The sequence below is a fragment of the Micromonospora sp. MA102 genome, from assembly GCF_025460765.1.
GTDB classification, from domain to species: domain Bacteria; phylum Actinomycetota; class Actinomycetes; order Mycobacteriales; family Micromonosporaceae; genus Micromonospora; species Micromonospora halotolerans.
Genome location: NZ_JAMWEG010000001.1, coordinates 382,435 through 408,675 on the forward strand (window position 1 = coordinate 382,435; position 26,241 = coordinate 408,675).

General features: G+C 71.1%; 19 protein-coding genes. 4 read left to right on the plus strand and 15 right to left on the minus strand.

The genetic code is table 11. The features are described 5' to 3' along the window. Positions 1-98 precede the first annotated feature (98 nt). From NFX44_RS01840 to NFX44_RS01855, 4 genes are all read right to left on the minus strand, one after another. Positions 99-1,004 (minus strand): hypothetical protein, encoded by a 906-nt coding sequence (locus tag NFX44_RS01840; protein ID WP_262281702.1) that lies wholly within the window; start codon positions 1,002-1,004, stop codon positions 99-101. Positions 1,005-1,109: 105 nt separating this feature from the next. Then, positions 1,110-3,263: an MMPL family transporter gene (locus tag NFX44_RS01845; protein WP_262281703.1), complete on the minus strand. Its 2,154-nt coding sequence runs from the start codon at positions 3,261-3,263 to the stop codon at positions 1,110-1,112. A 153-nt stretch (positions 3,264-3,416) separates the two neighbouring features. Next, on the minus strand, positions 3,417-4,052 hold the full coding sequence (locus NFX44_RS01850; protein ID WP_262281704.1) for a hypothetical protein: 636 nt from the start codon (positions 4,050-4,052) through the stop codon (positions 3,417-3,419). Continuing rightward, positions 4,049-5,230, minus strand: a complete 1,182-nt coding sequence (locus NFX44_RS01855; protein WP_262281705.1) for an L-histidine N(alpha)-methyltransferase — start codon at positions 5,228-5,230, stop codon at positions 4,049-4,051. Before NFX44_RS01855 ends, NFX44_RS01850 begins: the two co-directional genes overlap by 4 nt. Positions 5,231-5,399: 169 nt before the next feature. Between NFX44_RS01855 and NFX44_RS01860 the strand changes: the two genes are divergently transcribed. Further along, entirely contained in the window at positions 5,400-5,753 is a 354-nt protein-coding gene (locus NFX44_RS01860) for a nitroreductase family deazaflavin-dependent oxidoreductase (RefSeq protein WP_262281706.1), read from the plus strand. Between the two features lie 67 nt (positions 5,754-5,820). Here the strand turns inward: NFX44_RS01860 and NFX44_RS01865 are convergent, their stop codons facing one another. The 10 genes from NFX44_RS01865 to NFX44_RS01910 all read right to left on the minus strand — a co-directional run bounded on the left by NFX44_RS01865 (position 5,821) and on the right by NFX44_RS01910 (position 23,635). Next, a complete protein-coding gene (locus tag NFX44_RS01865) occupies positions 5,821-12,009 on the minus strand; it encodes a S8 family serine peptidase (protein ID WP_262281707.1) in 6,189 nt (2,062 codons plus the stop codon). A 256-nt stretch (positions 12,010-12,265) separates the two neighbouring features. Next, complete coding sequence (locus tag NFX44_RS01870) at positions 12,266-15,220, minus strand: AAA family ATPase (RefSeq protein WP_262281708.1); 2,955 nt, start codon at positions 15,218-15,220, stop codon at positions 12,266-12,268. A 73-nt stretch (positions 15,221-15,293) separates the two neighbouring features. Beyond that, a complete protein-coding gene (locus NFX44_RS01875) occupies positions 15,294-17,546 on the minus strand; it encodes an FtsX-like permease family protein (RefSeq protein WP_262281709.1) in 2,253 nt (750 codons plus the stop codon). Beyond that, complete coding sequence (locus tag NFX44_RS01880) at positions 17,543-18,214, minus strand: ABC transporter ATP-binding protein (protein ID WP_262281710.1); 672 nt, start codon at positions 18,212-18,214, stop codon at positions 17,543-17,545. Before NFX44_RS01880 ends, NFX44_RS01875 begins: the two co-directional genes overlap by 4 nt. Further along, positions 18,211-18,735, minus strand: a complete 525-nt coding sequence (locus NFX44_RS01885) for a PadR family transcriptional regulator (RefSeq protein ID WP_262281711.1) — start codon at positions 18,733-18,735, stop codon at positions 18,211-18,213. The genes NFX44_RS01880 and NFX44_RS01885 overlap by 4 nt, the downstream gene beginning before the upstream one ends. 41 nt (positions 18,736-18,776) lie before the next feature. Beyond that, positions 18,777-19,550, minus strand: a complete 774-nt coding sequence (locus NFX44_RS01890) for a PPOX class F420-dependent oxidoreductase (RefSeq protein ID WP_262281712.1) — start codon at positions 19,548-19,550, stop codon at positions 18,777-18,779. Positions 19,551-19,891: 341 nt separating this feature from the next. Further along, positions 19,892-21,148, minus strand: a complete 1,257-nt coding sequence (locus NFX44_RS01895; protein WP_262281713.1) for a transposase — start codon at positions 21,146-21,148, stop codon at positions 19,892-19,894. A gap of 133 nt (positions 21,149-21,281) precedes the next feature. Beyond that, positions 21,282-21,653 carry a YciI family protein gene (locus NFX44_RS01900; RefSeq protein WP_262281714.1) on the minus strand — a complete coding sequence of 124 codons (372 nt, stop codon included), beginning with the start codon at positions 21,651-21,653 and terminating at the stop codon, positions 21,282-21,284. Between the two features lies 1 nt (position 21,654). Next, on the minus strand, positions 21,655-22,311 hold the full coding sequence (locus tag NFX44_RS01905; protein WP_262281715.1) for a DUF998 domain-containing protein: 657 nt from the start codon (positions 22,309-22,311) through the stop codon (positions 21,655-21,657). A gap of 67 nt (positions 22,312-22,378) precedes the next feature. Next, positions 22,379-23,635: an RNA polymerase sigma factor gene (locus tag NFX44_RS01910; protein WP_262281716.1), complete on the minus strand. Its 1,257-nt coding sequence runs from the start codon at positions 23,633-23,635 to the stop codon at positions 22,379-22,381. Positions 23,636-23,796: 161 nt separating this feature from the next. On the opposite strand from NFX44_RS01910, the gene NFX44_RS01915 reads away from it, so the two are divergent. From NFX44_RS01915 to NFX44_RS01925, 3 genes are read left to right on the plus strand one after another with little or no spacing between them, the layout of a single operon-like run. Beyond that, positions 23,797-24,165: a VOC family protein gene (locus NFX44_RS01915; protein WP_262281717.1), complete on the plus strand. Its 369-nt coding sequence runs from the start codon at positions 23,797-23,799 to the stop codon at positions 24,163-24,165. 57 nt (positions 24,166-24,222) lie between these two features. Then, positions 24,223-25,095 (plus strand): alpha/beta fold hydrolase, encoded by an 873-nt coding sequence (locus NFX44_RS01920; RefSeq protein WP_262281718.1) that lies wholly within the window; start codon positions 24,223-24,225, stop codon positions 25,093-25,095. Positions 25,096-25,120: 25 nt separating this feature from the next. Next, the gene (locus NFX44_RS01925) at positions 25,121-25,855 is read left to right on the plus strand and encodes a YqjF family protein (RefSeq protein ID WP_262281719.1); all 735 of its coding nucleotides are present in this window, start codon (positions 25,121-25,123) and stop codon (positions 25,853-25,855) included. A gap of 4 nt (positions 25,856-25,859) precedes the next feature. Here NFX44_RS01925 and yidD read toward each other — a convergent pair whose 3' ends face one another. Then, entirely contained in the window at positions 25,860-26,222 is a 363-nt protein-coding gene (yidD, locus tag NFX44_RS01930) for a membrane protein insertion efficiency factor YidD (protein ID WP_262281720.1), read from the minus strand. Positions 26,223-26,241 lie beyond the last annotated feature (19 nt).

Below are 26,241 nucleotides of genomic sequence, written 5' to 3' on the forward strand. Positions count from 1 at the left end.
GCCCGGATTTCCTCCATCCGGGGGCGGTGGCTGCACGCGCCGGCCGTCAGCACGTGAACAAGGTCGCCGTCCGGCGAGAAGCCGGGACAGCGTGACGGTCAGCCGGTGATGGTCAGCTCAACCGGCAGGCCCTGCGTCACCTCCAGGACCGCCCGCTCCCCCAACGGTCGTGAGAGCTTGAGGGTGGCGCTGCGCGGCGCGCCGATGTCCGGGCACGCCTCGTCCTTGGCGTGCCGGTACTCGATGACGATCACGACGACCGCCAGGTCCGACTCGGCCGCTTCGGCGCTGTAGTCGACCCCGCACGGCTTGCTGCTGGGTTCGGGCGCGCCGGTGAAGGTGACGGTCAGTTCGCTGCTCGCGGCGCTGGTGGTCGCTGACTCGATCGCCAGCCCCTCGTGGGGGTGATCGGCGTCCCAGGGCGGTGGGGTCACCCGAACGATGGCCGAGGGATTCACCGCCACTCGCGCCAGCCGCACGGTCGTTCCATCGAGGGTGTATTCCCACGCCGGGGTGGTCGCCGGGCCGCGGGTGGTCGGGACCGTCATCGTGGTCAGGCGGGCCCCGGTGATCTTGAGCGGCGCGCAGCCGGAACAGTCGCCCGTTCCCGCGGCGCGCAGCTGCGCCAACGCCCCGTCCGCCGAGATCAACGGCACGTCCTGACGGGTGCCGTTGGCCCAGACGATGGTGCCGGCCCGCTCCGGCGCCGCGGGCAGCGCCGTGGCGGCCTCGACGCGGCCGGCCGACAGGGTCTCCTTGTCGGACCCGTTCGCCGGCTCCCAGTCGCCGAGTTGGCGGGTCAGCTCCCCCACCGGAACGAAGAGGGCACCTCCCGCGGCGCGAACCGCCTGGTCGTACCGGGTCAGTGCGCCGCCTGCCTGCTGGCGCAGCCCGTCGAGCGGGTCGACGGCTGGGGTGTTCCCGGCGGACCCACAGCCGCCGAGCAGGGCCGCGACGGTGATCCACGGCAGTACCCGGCGCCGACGCCTGCTCGCTGTCTCCACCTCATTGAGACGCCCGCACGCCGGTCCAGGTTGCGTCTCACCGGCGTACCGGCGTCGGCTCGATCGGAACCCGTACGGCCGGGCCTGCGCCGCCCGGACCGACCGCTACGCCTCCGTGATTCCTGCCGGCTCCGGCGCGGCGTGCCGTCCCTTGGCGGGCCGCTCGTCCCCGTGCCCCGGCCACCACGCCTTGTGCCCGATCAGCGCCGTCAGCGCCGGCACGAAGAACATCGACATGACGAACGCCGACAGCACGATCCCGATCGCCACCGCGAACCCCATCTGCTGCAGGAACGAGATCGGCGCGAGCATCAGCACCCCGAAGGTCCCGGCCAGGATCAACCCGGCCGCGGCCACGGTCGGCCCGGCGTGCTCCACCCCGATGGCCGCCGCCTCATGCGGCTCGTTGCCTTCCCGCGCCTCCTCCCGCAGCCGCGCGATCATCAGGATGTTGTAGTCCGTCCCGATCGCCACCACGAACAGGTACAGGATGATCGGCAGCTGGAAGGTCACCCCGGGGTTGCCCTGCAGCCCTTGGAACACGTAGACCGTCGCGCCCAGGGTCGCCGCGAAGTTGAGCAGCACCGCGATCACCAGGTAGATGGGCGCGACCAGGCTGCGCAGCAGCAGCGCGAGGATCAACGCGATCAGCCCCGCCGCCACGGGGAGGATCACCGACAGGTCGCGGTTGTTCGCCGAGTTGATGTCCGCGAAGATCGCCGTGGTCCCGCCGACGAGCGCCTTGGTGCCCGGCGGGGCCGCCGCGTGCACGGCGTCCCGCAGATCGTCCCGGACGAGCGTGATCGCCTCGTTGGACACCGGGTTCTCGTTCAGCAGCAGGTTGACCCGGGCCACGCTCGGGTCGCTGCTGCGCTCCGGCGGCTGCGCCTGGCCCACGCCGGGCGCCTTCGCCACGACCGCCGCGAAGTCGGTGACCTGCTGCTCGGTCAGCGGCGTCGAGTTGCCGGTGGTCAGGTAGACCTCGGTGGGGGCGAGGGCGCCGGCGGCGAAGCCGCGCTGGAGGTCCTTGGCCGCCTTGGCCGACTCGGTGTCCTGGGGGAAGCCGGCGCTGAAGTCGTAGTCGGCCTTGTAGGTGAGCACCCCTGCGGCGAGCGCGACCAGCACGATGCCGGAGGCCGCCGCGACGAGCGCGGGGCGGCGGCCGACGGCGGTGCCGAGGCGGCGCGACAGCGTGGCCTTCGGGGTGCGCTGCCAGGCCTTGGACGGCCAGAAGACGTAGCGGCCGAGCAGTGAGACGACGGCCGGGATGAGGGTGAGCGAGGTGATCAGCATGACGGCGACGGCGATGGCGAGCGCCGGGCCGAGCGAGCCGAAGAAGCCCAGGGAGGCCAGCAGCAGCACGAGGAACGCGACGATGACGGCTCCCGCGGCCGAGGTGATGACCTCGCCGACCCGCTGGACGGAGACGATCATCGCGGTGCGCTTGTCGTCGCCGGCGCGCAGCCGTTCCCGGTAGCGGAAGAGCAGGAACAGGATGTAGTCGGTGCCGATGCCGAACAGCACGATGAGCAGGATCGTCTGCAGGTCCTGGCTGACGTTCAAATCGAACGCCTTGCCGGCGGCGGCGACGAGCCCGGTCGTGATGGTCAGGACCGCGCTGACGACCACGACGGGCAGCAGCGCGGCGATCGGACTGCGGAAGATGATCAAGATCAGTCCGATGATCAGGATGATCGTCGCGACGCCGACCACGGCGAAGGCGCTGTTGAAGGTGTCCTCGTTGTCGACGAAGCTCGCCACGTCGCCGGCCACGCCGGCGGTCAGCCCGCTGCCGGCCAGGTCGGGGCCGATGGCGGCCCGCAGATCGCGTACGGCGTCGAGCAGCGCCGGGTCGTCGGGGGTCGTGGCGTCGAGCCCGACGTTGATCACCTGCACCGACCTGTCCGGCGCCACGGCCGGCGGGCCGGTCAGGTAGCCGGACGTCCGCGGGATGTTCCTGGCCTTGAGCGACTGGGCGAGCTGACCCACCTTCGCCTCGTCGGCGGGGGTCAGTTTCTGCCCGTCGGCGCGCTTGACCACGATGGTCGCCGTGGCGGTGGCCTGCTGCGGGAACGCCTTCTGCCCCAGTTCCGTGGCCTGCACGGACTCGTAGGAGCGGGGCAGGAAGCTCTCCTGGTCGGCGGAGGTGATGTCGCTCAGCGACGGCGTGGTGAGGATGATGGCGGCGGCCGCCACCACCCAGCCGGCGATGACCCACCACGCCTTGCCGACGACGAATCTGCCCAGCCGCTCGAACATGGTTTCCCCCGGATGTGTTCGGCTCACCTGTTTGTCGGGAGCCCAGAGCGTCCGTGGGCCCGCCCGTCACCGTGACGGCAGCCTTCGCTACCCGCCGTGGATCGTACCGTCGGGGTGCAATCCTTTTCGGACGCCGCTCCGCCGCAACGGCCCCTATCGGGCCTGCGCGGTCAGGGGCAGCGTGGCCAGCAGGCCGGCGAGATGGTCCTGCATGCGTTCCAGTGGCCCGTCGGCACTGTGCAGTCCCTGGTGAAGGTCGCGGAGCACCTCGTCGGACCCGTTCGTGAAGGCCAGGATCTCGGCGAGGGAGAGCTGGTGGTTGAAGATCTCCGCCTCGTTCCGCCAGTCGTGGAGCATGCTGGACAGCCCTTCGTCGCGCCGGGGGGACAGCACGGCCGACGACAGCGCGGCGTTCACCGCCGACAGGCTCATCCGGGGGTAGACCTGCCGGCGCGCCGGCTGCGCGGCGCCGACCGCGAAGGGCGGGGAAGCCAGGATCTTCTGGTTGTCCCGCAACTCTTCCGCGATGGCCTGGAGTGCCTCCGCACGCCGCTCCCGCCCGGCCGCCCATCGCTCGGCGACGATGCCGGTGATGCCGCCGAGCAGGCCCAGGACCTGCACCGTCGGCTCGAAGCTCGACGTGCCGGATGACCGGCTCCACCAGACGGCGCTGACGACGAAGGCCACCGCCAGGCTGCCGGCGGTGACCAGCATGATCCAGGTGCGGGGCGCGGTCACCCACGACGGCAGGGGCGCCGGGCGCGGCCGCCGCCCCGGTGCGCTCGTCATGTTCCGGGACGGCGGAAGACGTCCCGAGCGGCCGTGTCGTGGCCGTTGCCGGCGTCGGTGCTCGACAGGAGCATGAGGTCCATGCCGAACCGGCGTGCCCTCTCGTACGCCTGGAACTGCGTGAACGCCTCGCTCTCCACGAAGAGGCCGGCCTTGGCCAGCGCGGCCGCCAGGGCCTTGAGCTGGTATTTCCGGGTGATGAGGAGGCGGATGGTGTCGCCGCTCGGGAAGTGGACCTCGCTGCGGTTCGGGAGCACGATCTTCAGGTCGTCGGCCGACTGGTTGCAGTAGATCACCTTGATGACCAGCGACCGCCCCTCCTCGACCACCCCCTCGAAACGGACGTGGTTCATGTTCACCGAGAGGTCGGTGTTCTGGCGCAGGGCGCTGATGACGAACTCACGGAACACCCAGCTGGTCTCGTACTCGCGGGCGGCCTGCTGCGCCATGCGGTCGTCGAGGTGGGAGGCGGTGGCGACCTCCACGAGCAGCCTGTCCTGCGGGCGGAGCAGTTGCTTGCTCAGCCGCTCGACCAGGTCGACGTCCTCGTCGAAGTTGGCCATCGTGTTGCCGAGCAGGGAAAACAGCACCGGCTCGTCCCCGATGAGCCGGTCCCGCAGCTCGTTCAGCTCGGCCACGTTCTCCTCGACCGAGAAGTCGAGTTGCACCGGCAGCAGTTGGTTGCGGAATTGCCGGAAGAAGGGCAGGGCCTTTATCGGCCTCAGACCCAGGCGCAGCATCTCCGCACTCATGTCGACGGGCACGTAGTACATCTCCGGGTTCGCCCGCTGGAGGTCGGCCAGCACCACGGCGTCCTTCTCCCCGGTGCCGGGGCCGAGGCTGACGTAGTGGTAGGGCCGGCCGTGGTGCCGGGAGTGCAGGCTCCGCCAGCGCCGGGCGAAGGTCTCGATCCCGTCCCGCATGACCGGGTAGTTGGGATCCGTGCAGGCCCGCTGCCAGTTGACCGCCGGTTCGATCCCCCAGTAGGAGTAGCCGGACACGATCCGCTTCTCGTCACCGGTGGACGAGAAGGGGCGTTGCAGCTCGGCGGCCAGTTCGTTGAGCTTGCGGGACTGGTCCTCGCCCACCAGGCACAGCGACCAGGAGAACTCGGTTTCCGAGATGACCTTCTCGAGTCTGCGCAGAAGCTTCAACTGTTCCCTGGCCGGCTGATCCATGTTGTGCCATCCCCGAGCGAGGTCGTTCCCCATGCTCCGCCCGACAACCTTAACAGCGGCAAAGTCTCCTCAGTGGACCGCGAAAACGGGCGGTGGCGGGGTCGCGGAATCCACCGCGGCCGGGCGCGGAAGCGCCTAGCCTGGCTGAAGAGGCGCAAAGGGGGTAATCGTGGCGAACGCGGTCTGGGACGCTCTCGACGGGGTCCGCGAGGTCGAGATCACCGTGACCGGCCGGCGGACCGGCCGGCAGATCACCCACCCGGTGTGGTTCGTGCTGGACGAGGACAGCGTGTTCCTCGTTCCGGTGACCGGCTCGGACAGCCAGTGGTACAAGAACGTCCGGCAGACACCGATGATCGAGGTGTCGGCGAACGGGACGGCACTGAGTTCGAGCGCCACCCCGATCATCGAGGCCGACCGGGTCAATCACGTGGTGGAGCTGTTCAAGGCCAAGTACGGCGCCGACACGGTGGAGAGCTACTACCCGAAGCACGACGTGGCGGTCCAGGTCCCGCTCGGGTAGCCAGAGCCTCCCCGGCGATCGTTTCCGAGGAGGCTCTGACCACTGCTGGCGGACCGGTTCGGCTAGTTCACAGGCGCGGGTCCTCCTGGACCTTCAGGGCGTTGAGGATCGGGTCGCCTTCGCCCTTCTCGCGGCGAAGCTCGATCGTCAGATCGCCACCGGCGTGCTCGACGGTGACCGTGTTCACGTCCGCGGTCAGCGCACCCACCTTCGCCTGCACGTCGTGGTCGTAGAGCACGACCTTGCCGTCGGCCAGAACATCGAACGCACGCTTGCCGGCCTTGACATTCTCGATCTCCGCGAAGTCGAGGCCGATCCGGTACGTCCCGGCGGGGGCGTTCTTGAACACGTAGCTGAACGTCTCGCCGGTCCGCTGGGTGCGGAACAGCGCGTCGTCCTCGGTGCCGGCGATGTCGGCCCTGGTGGTACGGGCCTTGCCGCCGGCGTAGCCCCACGGCCGTGAGCTGAGCTCCTGGTCGGGCGACCAGACGAAGCCGTCGGCACCGGCGTATCCGGATCCGCCCACGTCGACGCCCTGCCAGTAGGCCGAGGTCGCCAGGCGGACCGGCTTGAGCGGGGCCTCGCCCTTGCCGGCGTTCGACGCCACGAGCACGTCCCCGACGAGCACGCCGGGCTCGACGCCGGCGTTGTCGGCCGTCGCCGTGACCGTGGTGGACTCGCCGACCCCGAGCGTGACCGTGCCGGTTGCGGCCGCGCCCGTGAGGGTCAGCCAGGGAAGGTCGGCGGCCTCGTGCCCGCCGTCGCTGGTGCGCTTCTGCTCGCTGAGCCGCACCTCGAGCGGGGCGGAGCCGGTGTTGGTCACGGTCACGTCGGCCGTCGCCTTCTGGCCCTTGTCGAGGAGCCAGTCGAAGTCACCTCCGGCGACGGTGGCGATGCCCGTGGTCAACGCCGTGTCGACCACCTCGGCCTGATCCTTCCTGCCGATGGTCACGGGGTGGCTGGCGGTGACGTAGTTCGGCACCTCGACCTGCACGGTGTTCTCGCCGACCAGCGCCTGAGCCTTCCACCGGCCCTTCGCGTCGGCCGTGATGACCCGCTCACCGTTCGGCCCCTTGAGCGTGACGATCGCACCCTCGATCGGCTTGCCGTCGTTCTTGTCGGTGACCGTGCCCTCGATCGTGCCCGCGGCCGGGAGGGTGTACTCCAGCCCCAGGCCGGCCTTCAGGATGGGCTGGTCGAAGGAGTACTGGCCTGCGGGGTTGTGCGTCAGGCTCTCCACACCCACCGTCGCCGACGACCCCCGGGTGAGGGGGTTGTCGCCGCCGACGCCGTCGCCGTACCCGATCTGGATCCGGCCGTCCGCGATCAGGGTGACCGAGAAGCTCACGCGAGCCGTCTGGTCGCTGTAGAAGGTGGCGTTGCGCCACTCGATGACCTCAGCGGCCAGGCCGTCCACCTCGGTCCTGCCGAAGTAGATGCCCGCCTCGTCGTCGACGACCAGGTCGTCCCAGAGCGGATAGATCGCGTCGAACGCGTACGGCGACGGCAGCTCCGTGTTGTTTCCCACGGCGCTGGCCTGGTCGAAGATCAGCTGGCCGTTCGTCGTCACGCACACGCCGTCCCAGGCCGTGTCGTAGAACGGGAACAGGAAGCTGGAGTCGAACCACAGCACGCCGCAGACGTCGTCGCCGTGCCACCCGGACTCCTCCGCACCCTGGCGGTAGAGCCCGTCGGTCACCTTCATCGAGTACGAGCGACCGGCGGGGGCCACCGGCACGGGGCCCGGCTCCGGCTGCTCGGGCTGCGGCTCCGGCTCCGCCGCGTCAGCGCGCGGGTCGAGCGTCACACGCAGCGCGGCGATGGTCGGGGCCTTCAGGCCCTTCGAGCCCCGCAGCTCCACGGTCAGCGGACCGCCCTCGTGCTTCACGACGGCGGTGCGCCAGTCGGCGGCGTTCGGCCCCACGACCGCGGCCGCGTCGTACGCGTAGTCCGTCAGCGTTCCGTCCACGAGGACGTCGAACACCCGCTTGCCCTTGGCCGCCTTCTCGATCTCGGCGAACCCGAGGTCGATCGCGTAGGTGCCCTTGGGCGCGTCGGGGAAGCGGTAGAACAACTGCTTGTCCGCCGTGGTGCGCTGCGACTGGAACAGGGCGTCGTCCGTCGTACCGTCGATCCCGGACTGCGTGGAGGCGACCTTCGTCTTCCCGTCGTAGCCCCACGCCTCCTTGCCGGCGGCCTGGTCGCCGGACCAGGTGAAGCCGGAGCCGTCGGTGAACTTTGCGCCGCCGGCGTTGACACCGACCTGGTACTTCGTGGTCGTGAGCGTCACCGGGACGTAGGTCTTGGACTGCCGTCCGGAGTCGGACCTCACCACGATGTTCGCGCCGAGGACGCCGGGCTTGGCGTCCTTCGAGGAGATCGAGACCTTGACGGTCGTCGACTGACCCGGGGCGAGGCTGCCGCCGGTCGAGGACAGCGACAGCCACGGCAGGTCGGTGAGCAGGTCGTCCTCGACGTCGACCAGCACGACGTCATCGGCGACCTGGTCCGCCGCCCACAGCGCGCCGGTCGAGTCGGTCTCGAGGCCGCCGCCCTGGGTCGCCTTCTGGCCCGGGAACCACCACGCATTGACCAGCGAGCAGTCGTCGGGGTCGACCTGCAGCAGGCGGGTGGGCCTGTTGAAGGTGAGGTCGGTGTACCAGATGGTGTCGGACGCCTGGTTGTAGGCCAGGCCCATCACCTCGGGCAGCGGCGGGGCGCAGAAGGACAGCAGCGCCCCCGCGTTGTCGTGCGACGTTCCGGCGACGGTGCCGATCATGCCGTTCGCCCGGCCGCCGACGTAGAACACGTCCTCCGTCGGGTTGTAGGCGAGGCCGGTCAGCTGCAGCGTGGACCAGTCACCCTTGATCTGCCGGGTCTCCTTGCCGGTCTCCCGGTTGAAGCAGTGGATGTAGCTGGCCGGGCTGTCCTCCATCTGGCACATGTCACCGGTCTTGGTGTCCAGCGCCATGTCGAACGCCCGGTACGCGGGGTTCCACGACGCGTCGAAGACCTTCCCGGTCGGCTTGCCCGTCACCGTGTAGGCGGTGTTGGTCCGCTTGTTGTAGTCGTGGACCCAGACGTCACCGTCGTACCCGATGCCGGAGGGCTCCTTCTCCTGGATGGTGCCCGGGATGGCGATCCGGGTGATGACGTCTCCGCCGGCGGTCGGGCCGACCTTGCCGGCCGCCTGTGCTTCCGCGGCGCTGGACGTCGCCGCCTTGCCGTCGGCGTTCGACGGCTTCATGCCGCTCGCACCGGCCTTCCAGGCGGTGAGGTCGATCGTGCTGGCCGCACCCGTCCCGGTGCGCGCGGTGGCGCCGGTGGCGTCAAGCTCGGGGTGGCGCGCGGCCTCGCCCAGGTCGTACGTGAGCGGGGCGGAGCCGGTGTTGGTCAGCGTCAGCGAGCCCACGCCGTTCTGGTCGGTGCCCATCACGGCGTCGAGGCCGCTCGCCTTCAGACCGGCGACGCCCGTGGTGAGGCGCGCGTCGACCGTCGCCTTCGCGTAGAGCTTGTCGAGGGTGAAGTCGTACGACCCCGTCACGTAGTTCGGCGCCTCGACCGTCATCGTGTAGTCGGCGACCGGCAGCTGCCGGTGCACGACGCCCGTCGCGTTGGTCGTGACGCTCTCGACGAGGCCGGTCTTGTCGGTGAACGAGACCTTGGCCCCGGACACCGGCAGCCCGTCGTTCTTGTCGACGACGGTGGCGTCGAGGTAGCCCCAGTCCGGAAGGTCGTAGGTGACGATCATCCCGTCGTGGAGCACCGGGACGTTGTCGGAGAACCGGATGCCGTCCACGCCGGCCCAGCCCTGGATGCCGGTGATGGTGCGGGCGCCGCCGGTCACCGGGTCGTCGGTCCCGATGCCGTCGCCGTACCCGAAGATCACCTTGCCCGAGCGGGTGAGCGCGGCCGAGAAGCTGACCGGCTCCGTGTACTCGGACCGGATCGGATAGGCCCAGATCTTGGCGTTGCGGAACTCGACGACGAACGCGTCCTCGCCGTCGACCTTGGTGGCCGACGTGAAGACTCCCCCGCCCGGGGCGAACTCGACGGGGGACGTGACCCAGAACGGGAAGATGCCCGCACCGCCGCTGCCGGGTCCGGTGGAGGTGTCCGGGGAGATCACGCCGCGCAGGCTGATGCCGAGGGTGTCGTGGCTGCCGTTGTAGAGCGCGATCGGGAACGGCAGCTTCACCGTCGCCCACACGCCGCTGGTGAACGCGACCGGGTCGGTGCCGCGCAGGTACTCGCCTTCGGAGACGGCGCAGCTGTAGCCGCCCTTGTCGACGACGCGCCCGACCGGGATCTCCAGCGACGTGTTCTCGGTGCCGACGGTCAGTGGGAGGGACGTCGGCGAGAGGCAGGCGTTGGGCGTGACGGCGAGCCCGTACTGGCCCTCCGGCACGCCGGCGATCGTGAACGCGCCGTTGGCGTCGGTACGTACCGGCTTCAGCGGCGTGTCCTTGACGGAGACGTCGGCGTTCGGTACCGGCTGCTTCTTGTCGTCGACGACCTTGCCGCTGATGTCGTGGCGCGCGGCGGCCGTGAGCGGCAGCTTGACGCTGGTGTCCTGGCCGAGGGAGATCGTGACGTTGGCGGTCGCGGTCAGGTAGCCGAAGACCTTGGTGCTGAGCTGGTAGTCACCGACCGGGAGGTTGATCTTGAACCGGCCGTCCTTGTCGGTGCCGATGGACCGGCTGAACGGTCCGCTGATCGTCACGTCGGCGGCGGGGACCGGGGCGCCGTCGGCGGTGACGACACCGGTGAGGGTGCCGCCTTGCCGGGGCGCGAGCTCGAGCAGGCGGACGAGGTCGAGCCGGCCTTCGCCGTACTTGTTGTTGACGTCGGCGGTGCCGCCGCACTCGGTGTCGTCGACGTCGACGGCCGAGTCGGCGAGCAGGCGGCGGGTCTGCTCGACCTGCCCGATGAGGGTCGGGTCGTAGCTCCACAGGTCGGCGACGGCGCCGGCGACGTGGGGAGCCGCCATCGACGTGCCGGACATCTCGGTGTAGCTGTTGTTCGGGTAGGAGGAACGGACGGCGACGCCCGGAGCGGAGATCTCGGGCTTGATCCGGCCACCCTCACCCTCACCCTTGCGGGAGAACGACGCGAGCGTGCCGTCCGAGTCGTACGCGCCGACGGAGTAGGCGCTCTCGGCGGAGCCGGGCGAGGAGACGGTGTCGCAGTCCGCGTACGGCGAGGTGTTGCCCGATGACCAGACGCTGAAGATGCCCGCGGCGCTCCAGGCCTCGTCGATGGCCTGGAAGAAGTCGTCGAAGTTGTGCTCGACGGTCTGACCCCACGAGTTGTTGATGACGTGGGGGCGCTTGGACGGGTCAGGGTTGTTCCCGTTGACGTCGGTCGGGGCGAGCAGCCACCAGCCGGACTTGAGCAGCGACTCGACGCCGCTGCTGTCGCAGCAGCCGTTCGTCGCGATCCACTGCGCGTCCGGCGCAACGCCGACGTGCTCGGTGCCGTCGTCGCCGACCATGGTGCCCATGGTGTGCGTGCCGTGTCCGTTGTCGTCGCACGGCGCGCCCGTGCACGGGCCCCGGGTGGCCATCCAGTTGTAGTTGTGGTCGACGGTGCCGTCCGGCTTCGTGCCGCGGTACTGGTGCATCAGGGCGGGGTGGTCGAATTGGACGCCCGAGTCGAGGTTGGACACGGTGATGCCCGCACCGGTGGCGCCCATGGCCCACGCCTGGGGGGCGTGGATCGCGTCCAGACCCCACGTGGTGGTACCTGCCTCGGCGGCGGCCTTCGGGGCGGCGGGGCGGGCAGCCTGGTCGGCGGGGACCTTCTCCTCGACGGGCTCGACCAGCGCGACCTGCGGCGTCGCGTGGATCTCGGCGACCTGCCCGACCGAGGCGACGTCGAGCGCGAGCTCCTGCGTGCCGCCCTTGACGAGCACGGCGTTGACGAGCGGGTAGGACGTGTACTTCACGCCCGCCGCGTCGAGCTCGGCGGCGACGGACGCCGCGGAGCTCTTCGCTGCCGCCTGCAGCGCGTCGTAGACGAACCGACCGCGTTCGGTCCAGTTCGCGATCTTCTTGGCGGGGGCGAGATCGGCCCTGGTGTCGAACGTGATCCAGAAGTCGGAAGCCGGCTGAGTGCGGAAGCGATCCTTCAGGTCCGACGCGATCTTGTTGGCGGCCGCGCCGGGATCCGGCTCAGCGGCCGACGCCGGTAATGGCTGGATCATGCTCAGGCCGACCGCTGCGGCCAGCGAAGCCGCGAGGGCTGTGAGTCTCATGGGGGTCCTTCCGCCTACAGGGGTTGGTAGGGGTCGCGGCTCTCGCGATCGTCGGCACCGTCGGCGTCGTGGGCGTCGGAGGCGTCGCGGGCGCTGACGCGCGGCTCGCGCGACAGCTCGAGAGGTGGCTGGTGCTCGCTGGCGGAGTCGTCACGCGCGACAGGTAGCTCAGGCATGCATTGGCCTACGGCGATGGATCATGCAGTCATGCTCGGCGGACGAGTGACCGCTCGCTATCCAGCGGATACGTCAATCTTCACGGCGCGTCGCCGAGGGAGTCCTCTTCTGCGAACACTCCGGCCTCCACTGCCTTGACCGCGAGCGCGGTCCGGGAGGTCACCTTCAGCTTGCGCATCGCCGCACGTAGCTGCTGATCCACCGTGGCCGGCGACTTGGCCAGGATCCGGCTGATCTCCCGGTTCGTCTTGCCGGCGACAACCAGTTGGACCACGTCGAGCTCGCGAGGTGAGAGCTGGTCGCCGTACCCTCGTCGGCCGCCGCGCCACAGTCGCGGAACCTCGGCACCGTGTTCGCGAAGCCGCTGTGCGACCCGGTCCGCATCGCCGCGGGCTCCGAGCCTGAACAGGTGCTCGTATTGCGCGGCCAGCAGCTCTCCGCCTTGCTCGATCTGGCCTTGCGCGATGAGCGCCTCGGCCTGGCGCTCGCGGGCGAGCATGGCGTCGTAGGGACGCGGCAACGTGCTCCAGGCGCGCGCCGCCCGACCGTGGGCTGCCGCCGCGCGGGCGTGGTCTCCGGCCGCCGCGAGCAGCAGGGCACGGCATACGGTGAGCGCGGCGCGAGGCGCAGGCGCCGTACGGCCACGCAGTCCTCTGGCGAACTGGTCGCCCAGGCGTGTCGCGGCCTTCAGGTCGCCCGCGGCGAGATACGCCTCGATCCGGGCGGGGACGAGGTCCGTGGCCCAGACCCAGATGCCCTTTCTCCGGACCGTGTCCATCGGCTCGTTCGTGACCTGCAACGCCCGGGCGCTGTTTCCGTCCGTCAGCCACAGTCTGGCCAGCGCGGCGGCGGCCTCCATCGTGTCGTCGGCCGCGCCGAGACGGGCCGACTCCTCGAGGACGAGCCGGAACTGCTCCTCGGCGGCGCGCCGCCGTCCGGCCGCGGCCGCCAGCCGGGCCGCGAGGCGAATGCTGCCGAGGTAGTGCGCCGGCCGGTCCCGGTCGGCATCGGCGAGTGCCGCGCTCCGCTCCGCGAGACCCTCCCACCGGCCGGTCAGCCACGCCAGGTTGGCCTGTTCGAGTCGGACGTTGTGCTGCAACCGGGACGCCTGCTCGGCCTCGGCAAGGCCCATGGCCACGGCGAGGTGTTTCTCCGCGTCGGCGTACCGACCCCAGATCAGTGCACCGGTCCCGACATTCGCGTGGATGCGGGCCACGTCGAGACGCTCCGCCGAGCTCGCGCCGTCGACGGGCAGGCCGGCGACGACGTCCCAGGCCTCCTCTTCGCCGAGCATGAGCAACGCCGCGGCGCGGTTGCCGGCCAGGTTCAGCCGCTCCGCGGGAGAATCGAATTCGGCGGTGAGCTCGGCGGCGCGATCCAGCCAACGCCGATGTGTCGACGCGGGCCACGGCCCCGCATAGGCCCAGCCCAGATAGGTCATGGCCCGAGCCGCCTCGACCGGGTCATGGTCGAGGTTGGCCACCGCCTGCTCCAGCTCGCCGAGTGCGGCCTGCGCCTCACCCCCGGTGATCAGGAGCCGACCCAGGGGGTTGCGGATCTCGGCCTGCTGGCGGGCGGACAGACCGGGGGTCTCCAGCACCGAGCGCAAGGTACGGATCACGCGGTGGTAGACCTCGTCGACCGGTTCGCGACGGCCCAGTGCGGCAACGCCGGCGATGCGCGCGACTCGTGCGCGATCCGCCGGCGGCAACACCGCCCACGACAACAGATCGACCAGCACGTCGACTGCCTTGGTGTGGTCACCCGAGGCCATGGCCAGCTCGGCAACCTGCTCGGCGTACCCCGCCCAGGACCGCGTCTCGCCCGCCTCACGGAAGTGGTGGGCAAGGCGTGCGACAGGCGGCGGATGGATGCCCTCCAAGGCGCGGCCGGCCAGCAGGTGGAAGTGCCTGCGGTCGGTCAACGGGATCGCCTCGTAGACAGCCGTGGCGGCCAGCACGTGCCGGAATCGCCACCGGTCGCGGTCGTCTCCGTCCAGGACGCCGGCGTCGGCAGCCTCCGCGACAGCGTCTCGACACGCAGTTGGTGACAGACCGGCGGTCATCGCGATCGTGGCCAGCGACGACCGTTCAGCCAACGTGGCCGCGGCTCGCAGCACCTGCTGCGCCGTCGGCGACAGACGGCCCACCCGCTCCCGGGTGGAGTCGCGCACCGTCGGCGGCACCTGCAGCTCGCGCAGCTTCAGCCGGACCCACTGCCCGTCGCGGAAGACGAGGTCGGCACGGTCGCACATGAGGCGAACCGACTCCTCCAGCGCCAGCGGAACGCCACCGGTCCGCTCGTGCATGAACGTCGCGAACTCCTGCGATATCGGGTTGCCGTCCAGCATCGAGGACACCAGCGCTGCCGTGTCGTCGGGTCGCATCGGCGCCAGGGCGACCCTCAGCTGGGTCACGCCAGCGGGCAACCGGGACGTCAGCCGCAGCAACAGCGACCCGACGTCCACCTCCTCCGGCCGATAGGAGATCACGAGGCTTGGCCCGTCCGACTGCTGTCGGGAGGTGACGAACAGCAGGAACTCCAAGGTCACCTCGTCGGCCCAGTGAGCGTCCTCGAGCACGAGAACGTCGACACGCAGAGCCCGCAGCAGCTCGTCCAGGGCGCGGAACAGGCGATGCCGTGCCGCCTTCGCATCGTCCAGGGGCGGCAGTGCGGGCGGCAGGTCCGAGGACCACTCGGGGAACAGGGGCCGTAACGCACCGGCAAGCTCGCTGAGCCCCAATCGCGACACCGGGCGGTCGATCCCACAAAACGCGTCGACGATCGGCCCCAACGTCAGCGACTCGCGAAGCGGTGGGCACACCGAGACCAAGGCCGTGTGCTGGTCCGGCGCGGCCGACCACTCCCGCAGCAGTCGGCTCTTCCCGATCCCCGCCTCGCCCTCCACCAGCACGATCGCCGGTGGCCGGGCCAGGGCGCCGCGAAGCGCCGCCATCTCCCGATCACGACCCACGAAATGCGGCGTGGAAACCATCGGTGACGTCCGGTCGTCCTCGGGCGAGGGGTCGAGCATGCGTGATGATCTCTCTTATCCCTGCTCGGGCACAAGTACCATCGCGCCTCGCCCGGCCCCTCCCCGACCGGACTCAATCGTTCCGCGCGGTCTCCGGGCCGGTGATCCGGCGCAGCAGCGGCAGCGTCGAGGCGACGATCGTCAGCGACACCGCCAGCCCACCGGCCACCATCAGGTAGAACGACCCGTGCGGCGCCAGCAGCGTGTAGCCGAGCTGCGCGCGCAGGAACAGGTGCGCCGCCAGGAATCCCATCCCGATCGCCACCGCCGCGACCAGCAGCAGCGGCACGACGGTCTCCAGCGCCACCACCCGCCGCAGCGTGCGCAGCTGCACCCCGGTGAGCCGCAGCATGCTGAACGGCCGCTTCCGGTCGCTCAGCCCGCCGGCCACGCTCACCGCCAGGCTGCAACCCGCGATCGGCAGGCTGGCCAGCATGATCACGTTGGCCAGCTGCTGGAACTGCACCATCAACCGTGCGGAGTTCGACTCCCACTCGGCGATGCTGGACGGGAAGCCCGTCGCCGGGAACGCGTTGACCAGCATGGTCCGGGCCTGCTCGAACGCGCCGCGGCTGCTGGTGTTGACGACCACGGAGCGGATCGGCTGCCGGTCGACCTGCTCCGGGTCCATGTCGGCGGCCGCCCAGACGTAGTTGTCGTTGGTCAGGTCCCACGCGCGCTCCCCGATGAGGTCGTCGGCCACGGCCGCGACCCGCGCGCCGGCGGGGCAGGTGCCGAACACCGCCAGCCGGTCCAGCTCTGCGCAGGTGATGACGCCCGGCCACCACCAGCGATAGGCGGCGGCTCCTGCCGGTGTCCCGCGTACCTCCAGGGGCGGTGGCTCGGTGACGGGATTGGCGTGGACCAGGGTCACGCTGCGTACCCCGGGGATCGTCGCGAGACCGGCCGGGATCTGGTCCGCGGTGGGCGCAGGGCCATCCTCGGGCGAGAACCGCAGGGACAGGGACGTGGCGGCCACCGAGTCGGTGCGCGGCTCGCCCCGGTTGGCCACGTAGGTGGTGATGATGCCGGTCGCGACGCTGGTCACGAAGAGCGCCACGATCAGCCCGCTGACGGACCGGAAGCCGGCCCGGGGGTTGTCGGCGAGGCGCCGCCCGGCGATGAGCGCCGCCGGCCGGCTCGCCCGCCCGGCCAGCACCCGCGCGCCGACCATGGTCAGCCAGGGACCGGCCAGCACCAGCCCGATGAGGATCAGCAGAAACCCCGAGAGGTACGCGGTGAGCTGCCCGTTGGTCGTCGGCGGGCGCCGGCCGACGAAGTACGCCAGCTCGACGAGCCCGGCGACCAGCGGGATCAGCCGCCAGGCGCGCGGGGGTTTCGGGGTGACCCGGCGCGCGACGCCCAGCGGGGAGATCTGCACCCGGCGCAGCGCCAGCCAGGAGGCCACGACGGCGCCCAGCGGGATGCCGAGCGCGACGGCCAGCACGTCGACGGCGGTGAGCGACAGGTCGCTGGTGAAGAACGGCTCGCCGGTGAACGGGATCGCGGCGACGCCGGGCCGGGCCGCGAGGAACAGGCCGAACCCGGCGAGGGTGCCGGCCACGGCGGCGAGGGTCGACTCGACGGCCGAGATGAGGGAGATCTGTCGCGGGGTGGCGCCGATGAGCCGCATGGCGGCGAAGCGCTGTTCCCGCCGGGTCGAGGCCAGCCGGGTCGCGGTGCCGATGAAGATGAGCACCGGGAAGAGCAGCGCGGCGGCGACGATGGACAGCACGAGGGCCATGCCGTCGTGGTTGATGCCGACGTAGCAGCCCCGGGGGCAGCCGTCCGGCGAGGTGGTCATGATCTGGGTGACCTTGCGCGCGCCCAGCGGTTCGAGGTCGGCCGGGGTGCGGCCGATGACGATGAGCAGCGAGTCCGGCGAGGGCAACGCCTCCCGGCCGATGGTGCCGACGTCCCGGCCGGGGAAGCGGTCGCCGAGTTCCGCGGCCGGGGTGGCGCGCAGCAGCTCGCCGAGGGCGGGTGAGACGTAGAACTCGCCCGGCCCGGGTAGCGTCGGGATGCCCGGCGGGACGGGGGCGTCCGGCCCGGTCGCCGCGACCTCGACCCGGCCGATGGACCGGCCGTGGAAGTAGTCCTCCCGGATGAGCCACCACATCGGCTCCGCCGACGGGTCGGCCGACGCCGGGGCGACGGCGGTGTTGAGCCAGGCGTACCGCTGGTTCTGCGCGTCGACGGCGTTCATGCCGGCCAGCGTGGTGAGGAGCATGCCGACGCCGAGCGCCACGGCGGCGGCGATGACGACGAGGCGGGTGGCGGCCTCCCGCCCGCCGGCCAGGCACAGCCGCACCGCGAACCGGATCATGCCGACACCAGCGCGTTCACCTTGCCGTCGCGCACGATGACCTGCCGGTCGGCGTACGCGGCGACGCGGGCGTCGTGGGTGACGAGGACGACGGTGGTGCCCTCGTCGCGGGCCGAGGAGACCAGGAGGTCCATGACCTGCTCGCCGGTCAGCGAGTCGAGGGCGCCGGTCGGCTCGTCGGCGAACAGCGCGCCGGGCCGGGCGACGAGGCCGCGGGCCAGCGCGACCCGTTGCGCCTGGCCGCCGGACAGCTCCCCGGAGCGGCGCCGCTCCAGCCCGCCCAGGTCGAGCCGCTCGAACCAGGGCCGCGCCTCCTTCAGCGCGGCGGCCCGCTTCACGCCGTTGAGCAGCAGCGGCAGCGCGACGTTCTCCTCGGCGGTCAGCTCCGGCACGAGCTGCCCGGACTGGAACACGAAGCCGAACCGGTCCCGGCGCAGGACGCTGCGCTGGTTCTCGTTGAGGGTGTCGATGCGGCGGCCGTCGAAGTGGATCTCGCCGGCGTCCGGAACCAGGATCCCGGCCAGGCAGTGCAGCAGGGTGGACTTCCCGGAGCCGCTCGGGCCCATGATGGCGACGATCTCGCCGGGCGCCACCGCGACGGTCGCCCCGCGCAGCGCCGGAGTCTCCCCGAACGACAGCACCACGTCCCGTGCCTCGACCGCCGTCATCCCCGCACCTCCTTGGCGAGCGCGTCCAACCGGGCGGCCGTGGTGTCGATCCAGTGCAGGTCGGCTTCGAGGTGGAACAGGCCGTGGTCGGCGAGCATCGCGTCGACCAGCGAGCCGGAGCGCTTGATCTCGGTGAGTTCCTTCATCCGGCCCAGGTGGGCGGCGCGCTGGCGGTCGAGGTACTCCTCGGCGGGCCGGCCGAGCATGAGTGCCAGCACCACCTTGGTGAACAGGACCGTCTGGAGGTTCGGCTCGGCCGGGACCGGCTCGGTCAGCCACGACTCGACCTCGGTGGCGCCCCGCTCGGTGATGACGTAGCGCTTGCGCTCCGGGCCGACGCCGGGCTCGACCTCGCCGATCACGATCTTGCCGTCGCGGGCGAGCCGGCTCAGGGTCGCGTAGACCTGCCCGAACGGCAGTGGCTTGCCCCGACTGAAGAAGGCGTCGTAGTCGCGCTTGAGGTCGTAGCCGTGGCTGGGCTCCCGCTCGAGCAGGCCAAGGAGGGTCATGGGAACGCTCATGGCGTCACCATACCCCGAGTGTATACCTCGCGTATATACCTTCAGCGTGCAGTCAGTTCGAAGTGCACGGTGCGGCCGGTCCGCGCCCGCCCGAGCCGGTGCGTCAGCGGCACGAGCACGCCGTGCAGCAGCGGGTGCTTGCGGACCAGCGCCCGGCTGGCCGCCCGGTACTCCGCCCCGTCCAACCGCCGCGCCACCGCCTCCACGGCCTTCCCGGTCGGCTTGCCGAGGGCCGTCGACGGGGCCAGCGTCACGCGCGGGTTGTTGCGGATGCGCCGGGTCTTCCACGCCTTCTCGAAGCTGCGCACGTACGCCCGCTCCCCCGCCACCGCGACGCTCACGGCCGTTGGCACGGGCGTCCCGTCCCGCTTGAACGTCGTCAGCACCACGGTCTTCTGCCGCACCAGCGGCGCCCAGCCGGGCGCCGGCGCGGGGTCCACGTACCCGACCACCCAGCCCAGCTGCCGCAGCCGTGCCACCAGCGCAGCCAGAGCCAGGAGGGCCGACAGCCCGACCAGCCATGTCTGGGCCGCGCTGCCGCCCAGGTCGGCGTCGACCACGTGCGACAGGGTGTGCGCCGCCGCGCCGACGACGTAGCCAGCCAGGGCGACTGCCAGCGCGTCGGCCCAGATGAGCGCCAGCAGCAGGGTCGCCCCGATGCCGAGCTGGAACGCCCCGACGTCGTGCACGAAGTGCTCGTGCGGCGGGAACCCCACCGCCGAACTGAAGGAGTCCGCCCGGGTCAGCGCCCACACCCCGACGACCAGCGACGCCGCGCCAAGCAGGGCGGCCGTTCCACGTACCAGTGCTCTCATGTTCATTGGACGGCCGGGTTCCCGGCGCTGTGACCGCCGGGTGCCGATAGGTAGGCGACAGTTCGGCCCGGCGGGAGGAGAACCTGCACCCTCGCCTCGCCGACCTGCCCTACAGCGGCCCACCCCGACATCGAGTTCCCCGCCGTGGCCGGCCCGAATGGCTGGGGCCCGACGGTCCAGGACAGGTGGTTCGTCTCGCGGCGTGTGAAGTCCGAACGGTTCCTACTCGCCACTGCCCCAACCCTGGGGCGGCAGCCGTCGCACACCGTAGGCACCCCGGGAAGGCAAGGGCGGGGCGATACGCCGCTAGTTACAGGCCCGCATCCTCAGCTTGTGCATCATCATTTGACGTTCTCTCCGCCTGAGGAGGCGGCGATTCCCTCCGCGCTTCGCGCGACAGCGCTTGCACTTGGGTGGATTCCTGCTTCTCGGCGCGGCGCCAGCACGCGAGGTGCTGGTCTTACCTGCGCTCCACAGGCGTTTAGCCTCTCGGCGCGTCCCGCCGCGAGGATGTTGATCGCCGCGTTGACGTCTCGATCGTGCACTGCCCCACAGGGACACCTCCACGCTCGGACGTTTAACGGCTTCTGTCCGTCGATCCGACCGCATCTGGAGCACGTCTGAGAGGTCGGTGTGAAACGGTTGATCTTAGCGAAGGCGCGCCCATGTCGAGCCGCCTTGTACTCCAGCATGTGCACGAACTGCGACCAGCCGGCATCATGCACGGATTTGGCCATTCGGGTACGGGCAAGCCCTGTCACGCACAAGTCCTCCACATATACCGCTTGGCTGTCGCGGATGAGCCGCGTGGATAACTTGTGCTGCCAGTCCCGCCGCGCGTCGGCGACCCGCGCATGAGCACGGGCGACCTTGACTACGGCCTTCTTGCGGTTACTGCTACCTGGCTGCTTGCGGCACAGCGCCTGTTGCAGCCGGCGTAATTTCCGCCCGGCGCGACGCAGGAACCGCGGCGACGAAACCTTCGTGCCGTCGGAGAGGACCGCGAAGTGAGTCAGGCCCAGGTCGATCCCTACCTCGGTATCGGCCGGTGGCAGCGGCTGGCTACCAGCCTGAACGACAAATGAGGCATAGTACCGACCTGACGCGTCCCGGATGACCGTCACGCTTGACGGCTTGGCTGGCAGCGGCCGGGACCAGCGGACCTCGACGTCGCCGATCTTCGGCAAGCGCAGACGGCCATTGTCTAGCACTCGGAAGCGAGCGTTCGCGGTGAAGCGGATGGCCTGCCTGTTGTCCTTACGGGACCGGAATCGCGGCGGCGCCATCTTGCGACCCTTGCGTCTGCCCAACTGAGAGCCGAAGAATGTGCGGTAGGCGGCATTGAGGTCTGCAAGGGCCTGCTGCAACACCACTGTTGACACCTCACCCAGCCACATCCGCTCAGGCGTTCGCTTGGCCTCGGTGATGACCCGCTTCGACAGATCTCCGTCGGACACGTAGGGCAGACCCTGCTCTCGGGCCTCCTGCCGCGCCCGCAGCCCGTCGTTGAACACTACCCGCGCACACCCGAACGCCCGCGCCAACGCCTGCTGCTGAACGGGCGTTGGATAGATGCGGTACCTGAACCGAAGCAGCACGACCGACAAGCTAGCTCTGACCTGCGACAGGTCAAGCCGAACCTATATTTCAAATGTGTCGGCAGAACGGGTGGCACCGGAAGGCTCGCTCCGGTACCACCCGCTGGTGCCGCCTAGCGCCACTGAGATCTTCTTAGCCCTCGTGAGGGCCCTCACTGACCCGCCGCACGTCCACCTCGACGTCGATGCCGTGCTCGGTGAAGACGTCGACAAACCGCTTCGCCCACTCGACCGCCTCCTCCTTCGAGCGGACCTCGACCAGCCCGAAGCCGGCGATCAGCTCCTTGGTCTCGGTGAACGGCCCGTCAGTGACGGTCTTCTTCCCCTTGGTGGCGGTGATCCGCGCGGACTCCTCGCTGCTCTTGCACAGCCCCTCGGCGGCCACCAGGATGCCGGCCTTCGCGACCTCCTCCATGTAGGCGCCCATCGACTTCATGAACTCCGGGGTCGGCTCGAAGTTGCCGGGGACGGCCTCGTCCAGCTTGTGCATCATCATGAATCGCATCTCAGTGCTTCCTCTCGGTGATCGTGATCGTGTGCAGGGAAACGGCGGTGAGCCAGCCGAAGACCAGGGCCGAGCCGAGCACCATCCGGACGCTGACGCTGCCCTGGTCGGGCCAGGCCATGACGACGACGGTCGCCAGAGCCACGAGGACCGACGACACCGCCCCCACCCGCCCGAAGCGGCGAGCGAAGACCAGGCAGGCGACGGTGATCGAGCCGAAGGAGAGCATCGCCCCGACCCCGTGCCCGTAGGAGTGCCAGCTCATCGTCGCGGGATTGCCCTCCGGCGCGCCGGCCGGCCAGCCCATGCTCGGGTCCGCGCGGAGCAGCCCGGCGACGATCAGCCCGACGCCGAGCACCGCCACCAGCGCCGGGCCCCACGTGCCGGCCGGCCCGCCGCGCAGCGCCCGCCGGAAGCCGGCCGCCCCGGCGAGGGCCAGCAGCCCGGAGACGACGAAGTTGGCGATCTGGATCCAGCCGTGCTCACCGAGGGCGAGCAGGCTGAGCGGCTGCCGGCTCAGGTCGTAGCCGTCGCGGGTGAACGCCTGGGCGAGGCCCAGGCCGAGGAACAGCGGCCCGGCCGCGGCGCCCGCGGCGAGCAGGGTGGTGGTCGAGACACCCCGTGCGGTCCCGGCCCGGGTGAGTGTCGTGCTGGTCATCTCGATCTCCTCGTCATCGGTTCTCACTGACGCGTCGATCGGGGCGACCGGGATCCGACATGAGCTTTCAAGATTTTTTCGAGCCGCAGGCGGCGGCCCGGTCGAGCAGCAGAGCCCGCTCGCGGGCGTTGCCGGTGAGCGCGGCCGCCCGCTCGAACTCGGCCCGCGCCTCCGCGTGCCGGCCCAGCTTGAACAGCAGGTCACCGACCACGCTGGGCAGCAGGTGGTAGCCGGCCAGCGCCGGCTCCGACTCCAGCTCCCGGGCCAGTTTCAGGCCGGCCGCGGGCCCGTCGGCCTGGGCGACGGCGACGGCCCGGTTCAGCTCCACCACGGGTGAGGGCACGAGCCGGGCCAGCTCCGCATAGAGGGCGGCGATCCGCGCCCAGTCGGTCTCCTCCGGGGTACGCGCCCGCGCGTGGCAGGCGGCGATCTCGGCCTGGAGGGCGTACAGGCCGGGGTGGTCGGTGCGGGCCCGGTCGAGGGCGGCGAGGCCGCGCCGGATGAGCCACTGGTCCCAGCGGCCGCGATCCTGGTCGTTGAGGAGGATCGGCGTGCCGTCGGGACCGGTGCGGGCCCGGGTGCGGGACGCCTGGATCTCCAGCAGCGCGGCGAGGCCGTGCACCTCGGGATCGTCCGGCATGAGCCCCTGGAGCAACCGGACCAGGCGCAGCGCCTCCTGGCAGAGGGTGGGCCGCATCCAGTCGTCACCGGCGGTGGCCGAGTAGCCCTCGTTGAAGATGAGGTAGACGATCTCGAGGACCGAGTCGAGGCGGTCGGCCCGCTCGGCCGGGCCGGGCACCTCGAACGGGATGCGGGCGGCGGCGAGGGTCTGCTTGGCGCGGGTGATCCGCTGCCCGACCGTGGGTTCGGTGGTGAGGAAGGCGCGGGCGATCTCGCCGGTGGTGAGGCCGCCGACCAGCCGCAGGGTGAGCGCGGCGCGGGCGATCGGCGACAGGATCGGGTGGCAGGCCACGAAGATCAGCCGCAGCAGGTCGTCCTCGATGTGCTCGTCGAGGGCGGCGTCGAAGTCCGGGGTGACCTGCTCGTCGAGGTCGCGACCGAGCTCGGCGAGCGTGCGCTGCTGGGTCTGGGTGCGGCGCAGCGTGTCGATGGCCCGGCGCTTGCCGACGGTGGTCAGCCACGCCCCCGGGTTGGCCGGGACACCGTCGCGCGGCCACTGCTCCAGCGCGGCGACCAGGGCGTCCTGGGCGAGTTCCTCGGCCAGGCCGACGTCGCGGACCAGGGCCGCGATGCCGGCCACGACCCGCGCGGACTCCATCCGCCACACCGCCTCGACGGTGCGCCGCGCGTCGGACTCCCCCATGGGCACATCTCAGCAGGTCAGCCTGACGTTCCGCCAGCACCTGTGAGGCCAGGCACGACCGGCGGGTGGTGCCGCCGCCATGGCCTGCGCCCGGACGGCGGGGGAAGTGTCGTAGGCGGCTCGTAGCCTGGCGCGGTCATCGGCGATCGCAGGGAGGCGACGTGCTCGACCACTTCTCCGTCATGGTGCGTGACCTGCCGGTCAGCGCGGCCTTCTACGACGCGGTGCTCGCCCCGCTGGGCGGCCGCCGGATCATGGAGCCCGGCCCGATCGGCTACGGGGTCGACAGTCCCGACTTCTGGCTGGTGCCCGCGCCCCCCGAGGCCGGCACGCCGCTGGAAGCCCACATCGCCTTCACGGCCCCGGACCGGGCCGCCGTGCAGGCGTTCCACGACGCCGCCGTGGCGGCCGGCGCCGAGGTGCTGCACGCGCCGCGGGTGTGGCCGGAATACCACCCGACCTACTTCGGGGCGTTCGTCCGCGACCCGGACGGCAACAACGTCGAGGCGGTCTGCCACCGGCCCGAGTGAGGCCTCCGGTCGTTGAACCGGGCGGGCCCACGAGGGCCCGGCGAGGAGGCGGCATCGGTGTTCGACGACTTCGAGGTGCTGGACGTGGCCGCCACCGGCACGACGATCCACGGGCGGCGAGGTGGTGCCGGGCCGCCGGTCCTGCTGCTGCACGGCATGCCCGAGACGCACCTCATGTGGCACCGGGTCGCGCCCCGGCTCGCGGAGCGGTTCACCGTGGTCGCCACCGACCTGCGGGGGTTCGGTGACAGCGGCGCGCCGCCCAGCGCGCCGGACCACGCCCCGTACAGCATGCGGTCGGTGGCCGCCGAGCAGGTCGAGGTCATGCGGCTGCTGGGGTACGACCGGTTCGCCGTGGTGGGCCACGATCGGGGCGGGCGGTGCGCGTACCGGATGGCGCTGGACCACCCGGACGCGGTGACCCGCCTCGCGGTGCTCGACATCGTGCCCACCGGCGACGCGTTCGACCGCGCCGACATGGCGTTCAGCCTGGGCTTCTGGCTGTGGTCGTTCCTGGCCGCGCCCGAGCCGGTGCCGGAGCGGCTGGTCGCGCGGGCCCCGGAGGTCATCGTCGACCACATGCTCGACGACCTGTCGGAGGTGCCGGACGCCTTCCCCGCGGCGGTACGGGCGGAGTACGTGGCGAAGCTCGCCAGGCCGGAGGCGATCCACGCGATCTGCGAGCAGTACCGGGCCGCGGCGACTCGGGACTACGAGGACGACCGGGCCGACCGGGGCCGGCGGCGGATCGGCTGTCCGGTGCTGGCGCTCTGGGGGCACGCCGGCCCGGTGGCGACCTGGTACCAGCCCCTTGAGGTGTGGCGGGCCTGGGCGGATCAGGTCGAGGGCGGCCCGGTGGCGGCCGGGCACTTCCTGCCCGAGGAGGCGCCCGACGAGACGCTGCGGCACCTGCTGCCGTTCCTCGCCTGACGTTCGGACACGGCACGATGGGTGGGTGGACATCGAGCCGGTCGACTGCGCGCCCGTCCGGTCGTTCCCGCGCGCCTGGCTGGGGCAGCGCTGGCAGGACCTCACCTTCCTGCACTGGGCGGTGGAGCCCGAGGTCGTCGCGCCGCTGCTGCCCGCCGGAACCCGGCCCGACACCCTCGACGGGGTCAGCTACGTCGGGCTGATCGGCTTCCGGATGGTCGGGCTCGGTCTCGGGCGGGGACCGGGCGTGCCGTACTTCGGCACGTTCTGGGAGACCAACGTCCGGCTGTACTCGGTGGACGGCAGCGGGTGGCGGGCGGTGGTGTTCCGCTCGCTCGACGCGTCCCGGCTGGTGCCGGTGCTGGTCGCGCAGCTGAGCCTGCGGCTGCCGTACAAGTGGTCGGCCATGCGACTGGACCGGGACGGTGACCGCCTCACCTACCGCTGCCGGCGCCGCTGGCCCGGCCCCGCCGGGGCGTCGAGCCGGATGGCGGTCCGGGTCGGTGAACCGATCGCCGACCCGACCCCGCTGGAACACTTCCTTACCGCCCGCTGGGGCCTGCACACCCGGCCGTACGGGCGAACCGTGCACCTGCCCAACTGGCATCCCCAATGGCCGTTGCACCGGGCCGAGCTGCTGCACCTGGACGACGAGCTGGTCACCGCCGCCGGGTTGCCGCCGCCGGCCGGGCCGCCGGTGAGCGTTCTCCACTCCCCCGGCATCCCGGTCGTGTTCGGCGGCCCGGCGCCGCTGGGCTGAGGTGTCAGCGCAGCGGGTCGTGGGTGCCGCGTGGGACGTCAGGGCGGCAACGGCGCACCCGCTCGGCGGCCAGTCGCCCGCCCACCGCGAGGCCGTACCTCTCCACCGCCGCCAGCCCGTAGGCGCTGCAGGTGGGGGTGTAGCGGCACCGGGCCGGCCAGCGGTGCGACAACCACCGCCGGTAGCCGAGGATGGCGGCCCGGCCGGCGCGGTCCACGGCGGGCCGGCGCACGACACCGGCGGCGACCGAGCCGAGGGTCAACAACAGCGAGAACAGGCCGAGGTCACAACAGCCGGGGCCGTCACAGTCGGGGACGTCGCAGTTGCACCAGTCCCGGTCCTTCTTCCGGTGGCGTCGCTTCCGCATGATCACGAGGCCATGATGC

Coding starts and splice junctions, on each gene's coding strand:
- NFX44_RS01845 (WP_262281703.1), bottom strand. CDS start 3,263: ATGTTCGAGCGGCTGGGCAGATTCGTCGTCGGCAAGGCGTGGTGGGTC.
- NFX44_RS01850 (WP_262281704.1), bottom strand. CDS start 4,052: ATGACGAGCGCACCGGGGCGGCGGCCGCGCCCGGCGCCCCTGCCGTCG.
- NFX44_RS01855 (WP_262281705.1), bottom strand. CDS start 5,230: ATGGATCAGCCGGCCAGGGAACAGTTGAAGCTTCTGCGCAGACTCGAG.
- NFX44_RS01865 (WP_262281707.1), bottom strand. CDS start 12,009: ATGAGACTCACAGCCCTCGCGGCTTCGCTGGCCGCAGCGGTCGGCCTG.
- NFX44_RS01870 (WP_262281708.1), bottom strand. CDS start 15,220: ATGCTCGACCCCTCGCCCGAGGACGACCGGACGTCACCGATGGTTTCC.
- NFX44_RS01875 (WP_262281709.1), bottom strand. CDS start 17,546: ATGATCCGGTTCGCGGTGCGGCTGTGCCTGGCCGGCGGGCGGGAGGCC.
- NFX44_RS01880 (WP_262281710.1), bottom strand. CDS start 18,214: ATGACGGCGGTCGAGGCACGGGACGTGGTGCTGTCGTTCGGGGAGACT.
- NFX44_RS01885 (WP_262281711.1), bottom strand. CDS start 18,735: ATGAGCGTTCCCATGACCCTCCTTGGCCTGCTCGAGCGGGAGCCCAGC.
- NFX44_RS01890 (WP_262281712.1), bottom strand. CDS start 19,550: ATGAGAGCACTGGTACGTGGAACGGCCGCCCTGCTTGGCGCGGCGTCG.
- NFX44_RS01900 (WP_262281714.1), bottom strand. CDS start 21,653: ATGCGATTCATGATGATGCACAAGCTGGACGAGGCCGTCCCCGGCAAC.
- NFX44_RS01905 (WP_262281715.1), bottom strand. CDS start 22,311: ATGACCAGCACGACACTCACCCGGGCCGGGACCGCACGGGGTGTCTCG.
- NFX44_RS01910 (WP_262281716.1), bottom strand. CDS start 23,635: ATGGGGGAGTCCGACGCGCGGCGCACCGTCGAGGCGGTGTGGCGGATG.
- yidD (WP_262281720.1), bottom strand. CDS start 26,222: ATGCGGAAGCGACGCCACCGGAAGAAGGACCGGGACTGGTGCAACTGC.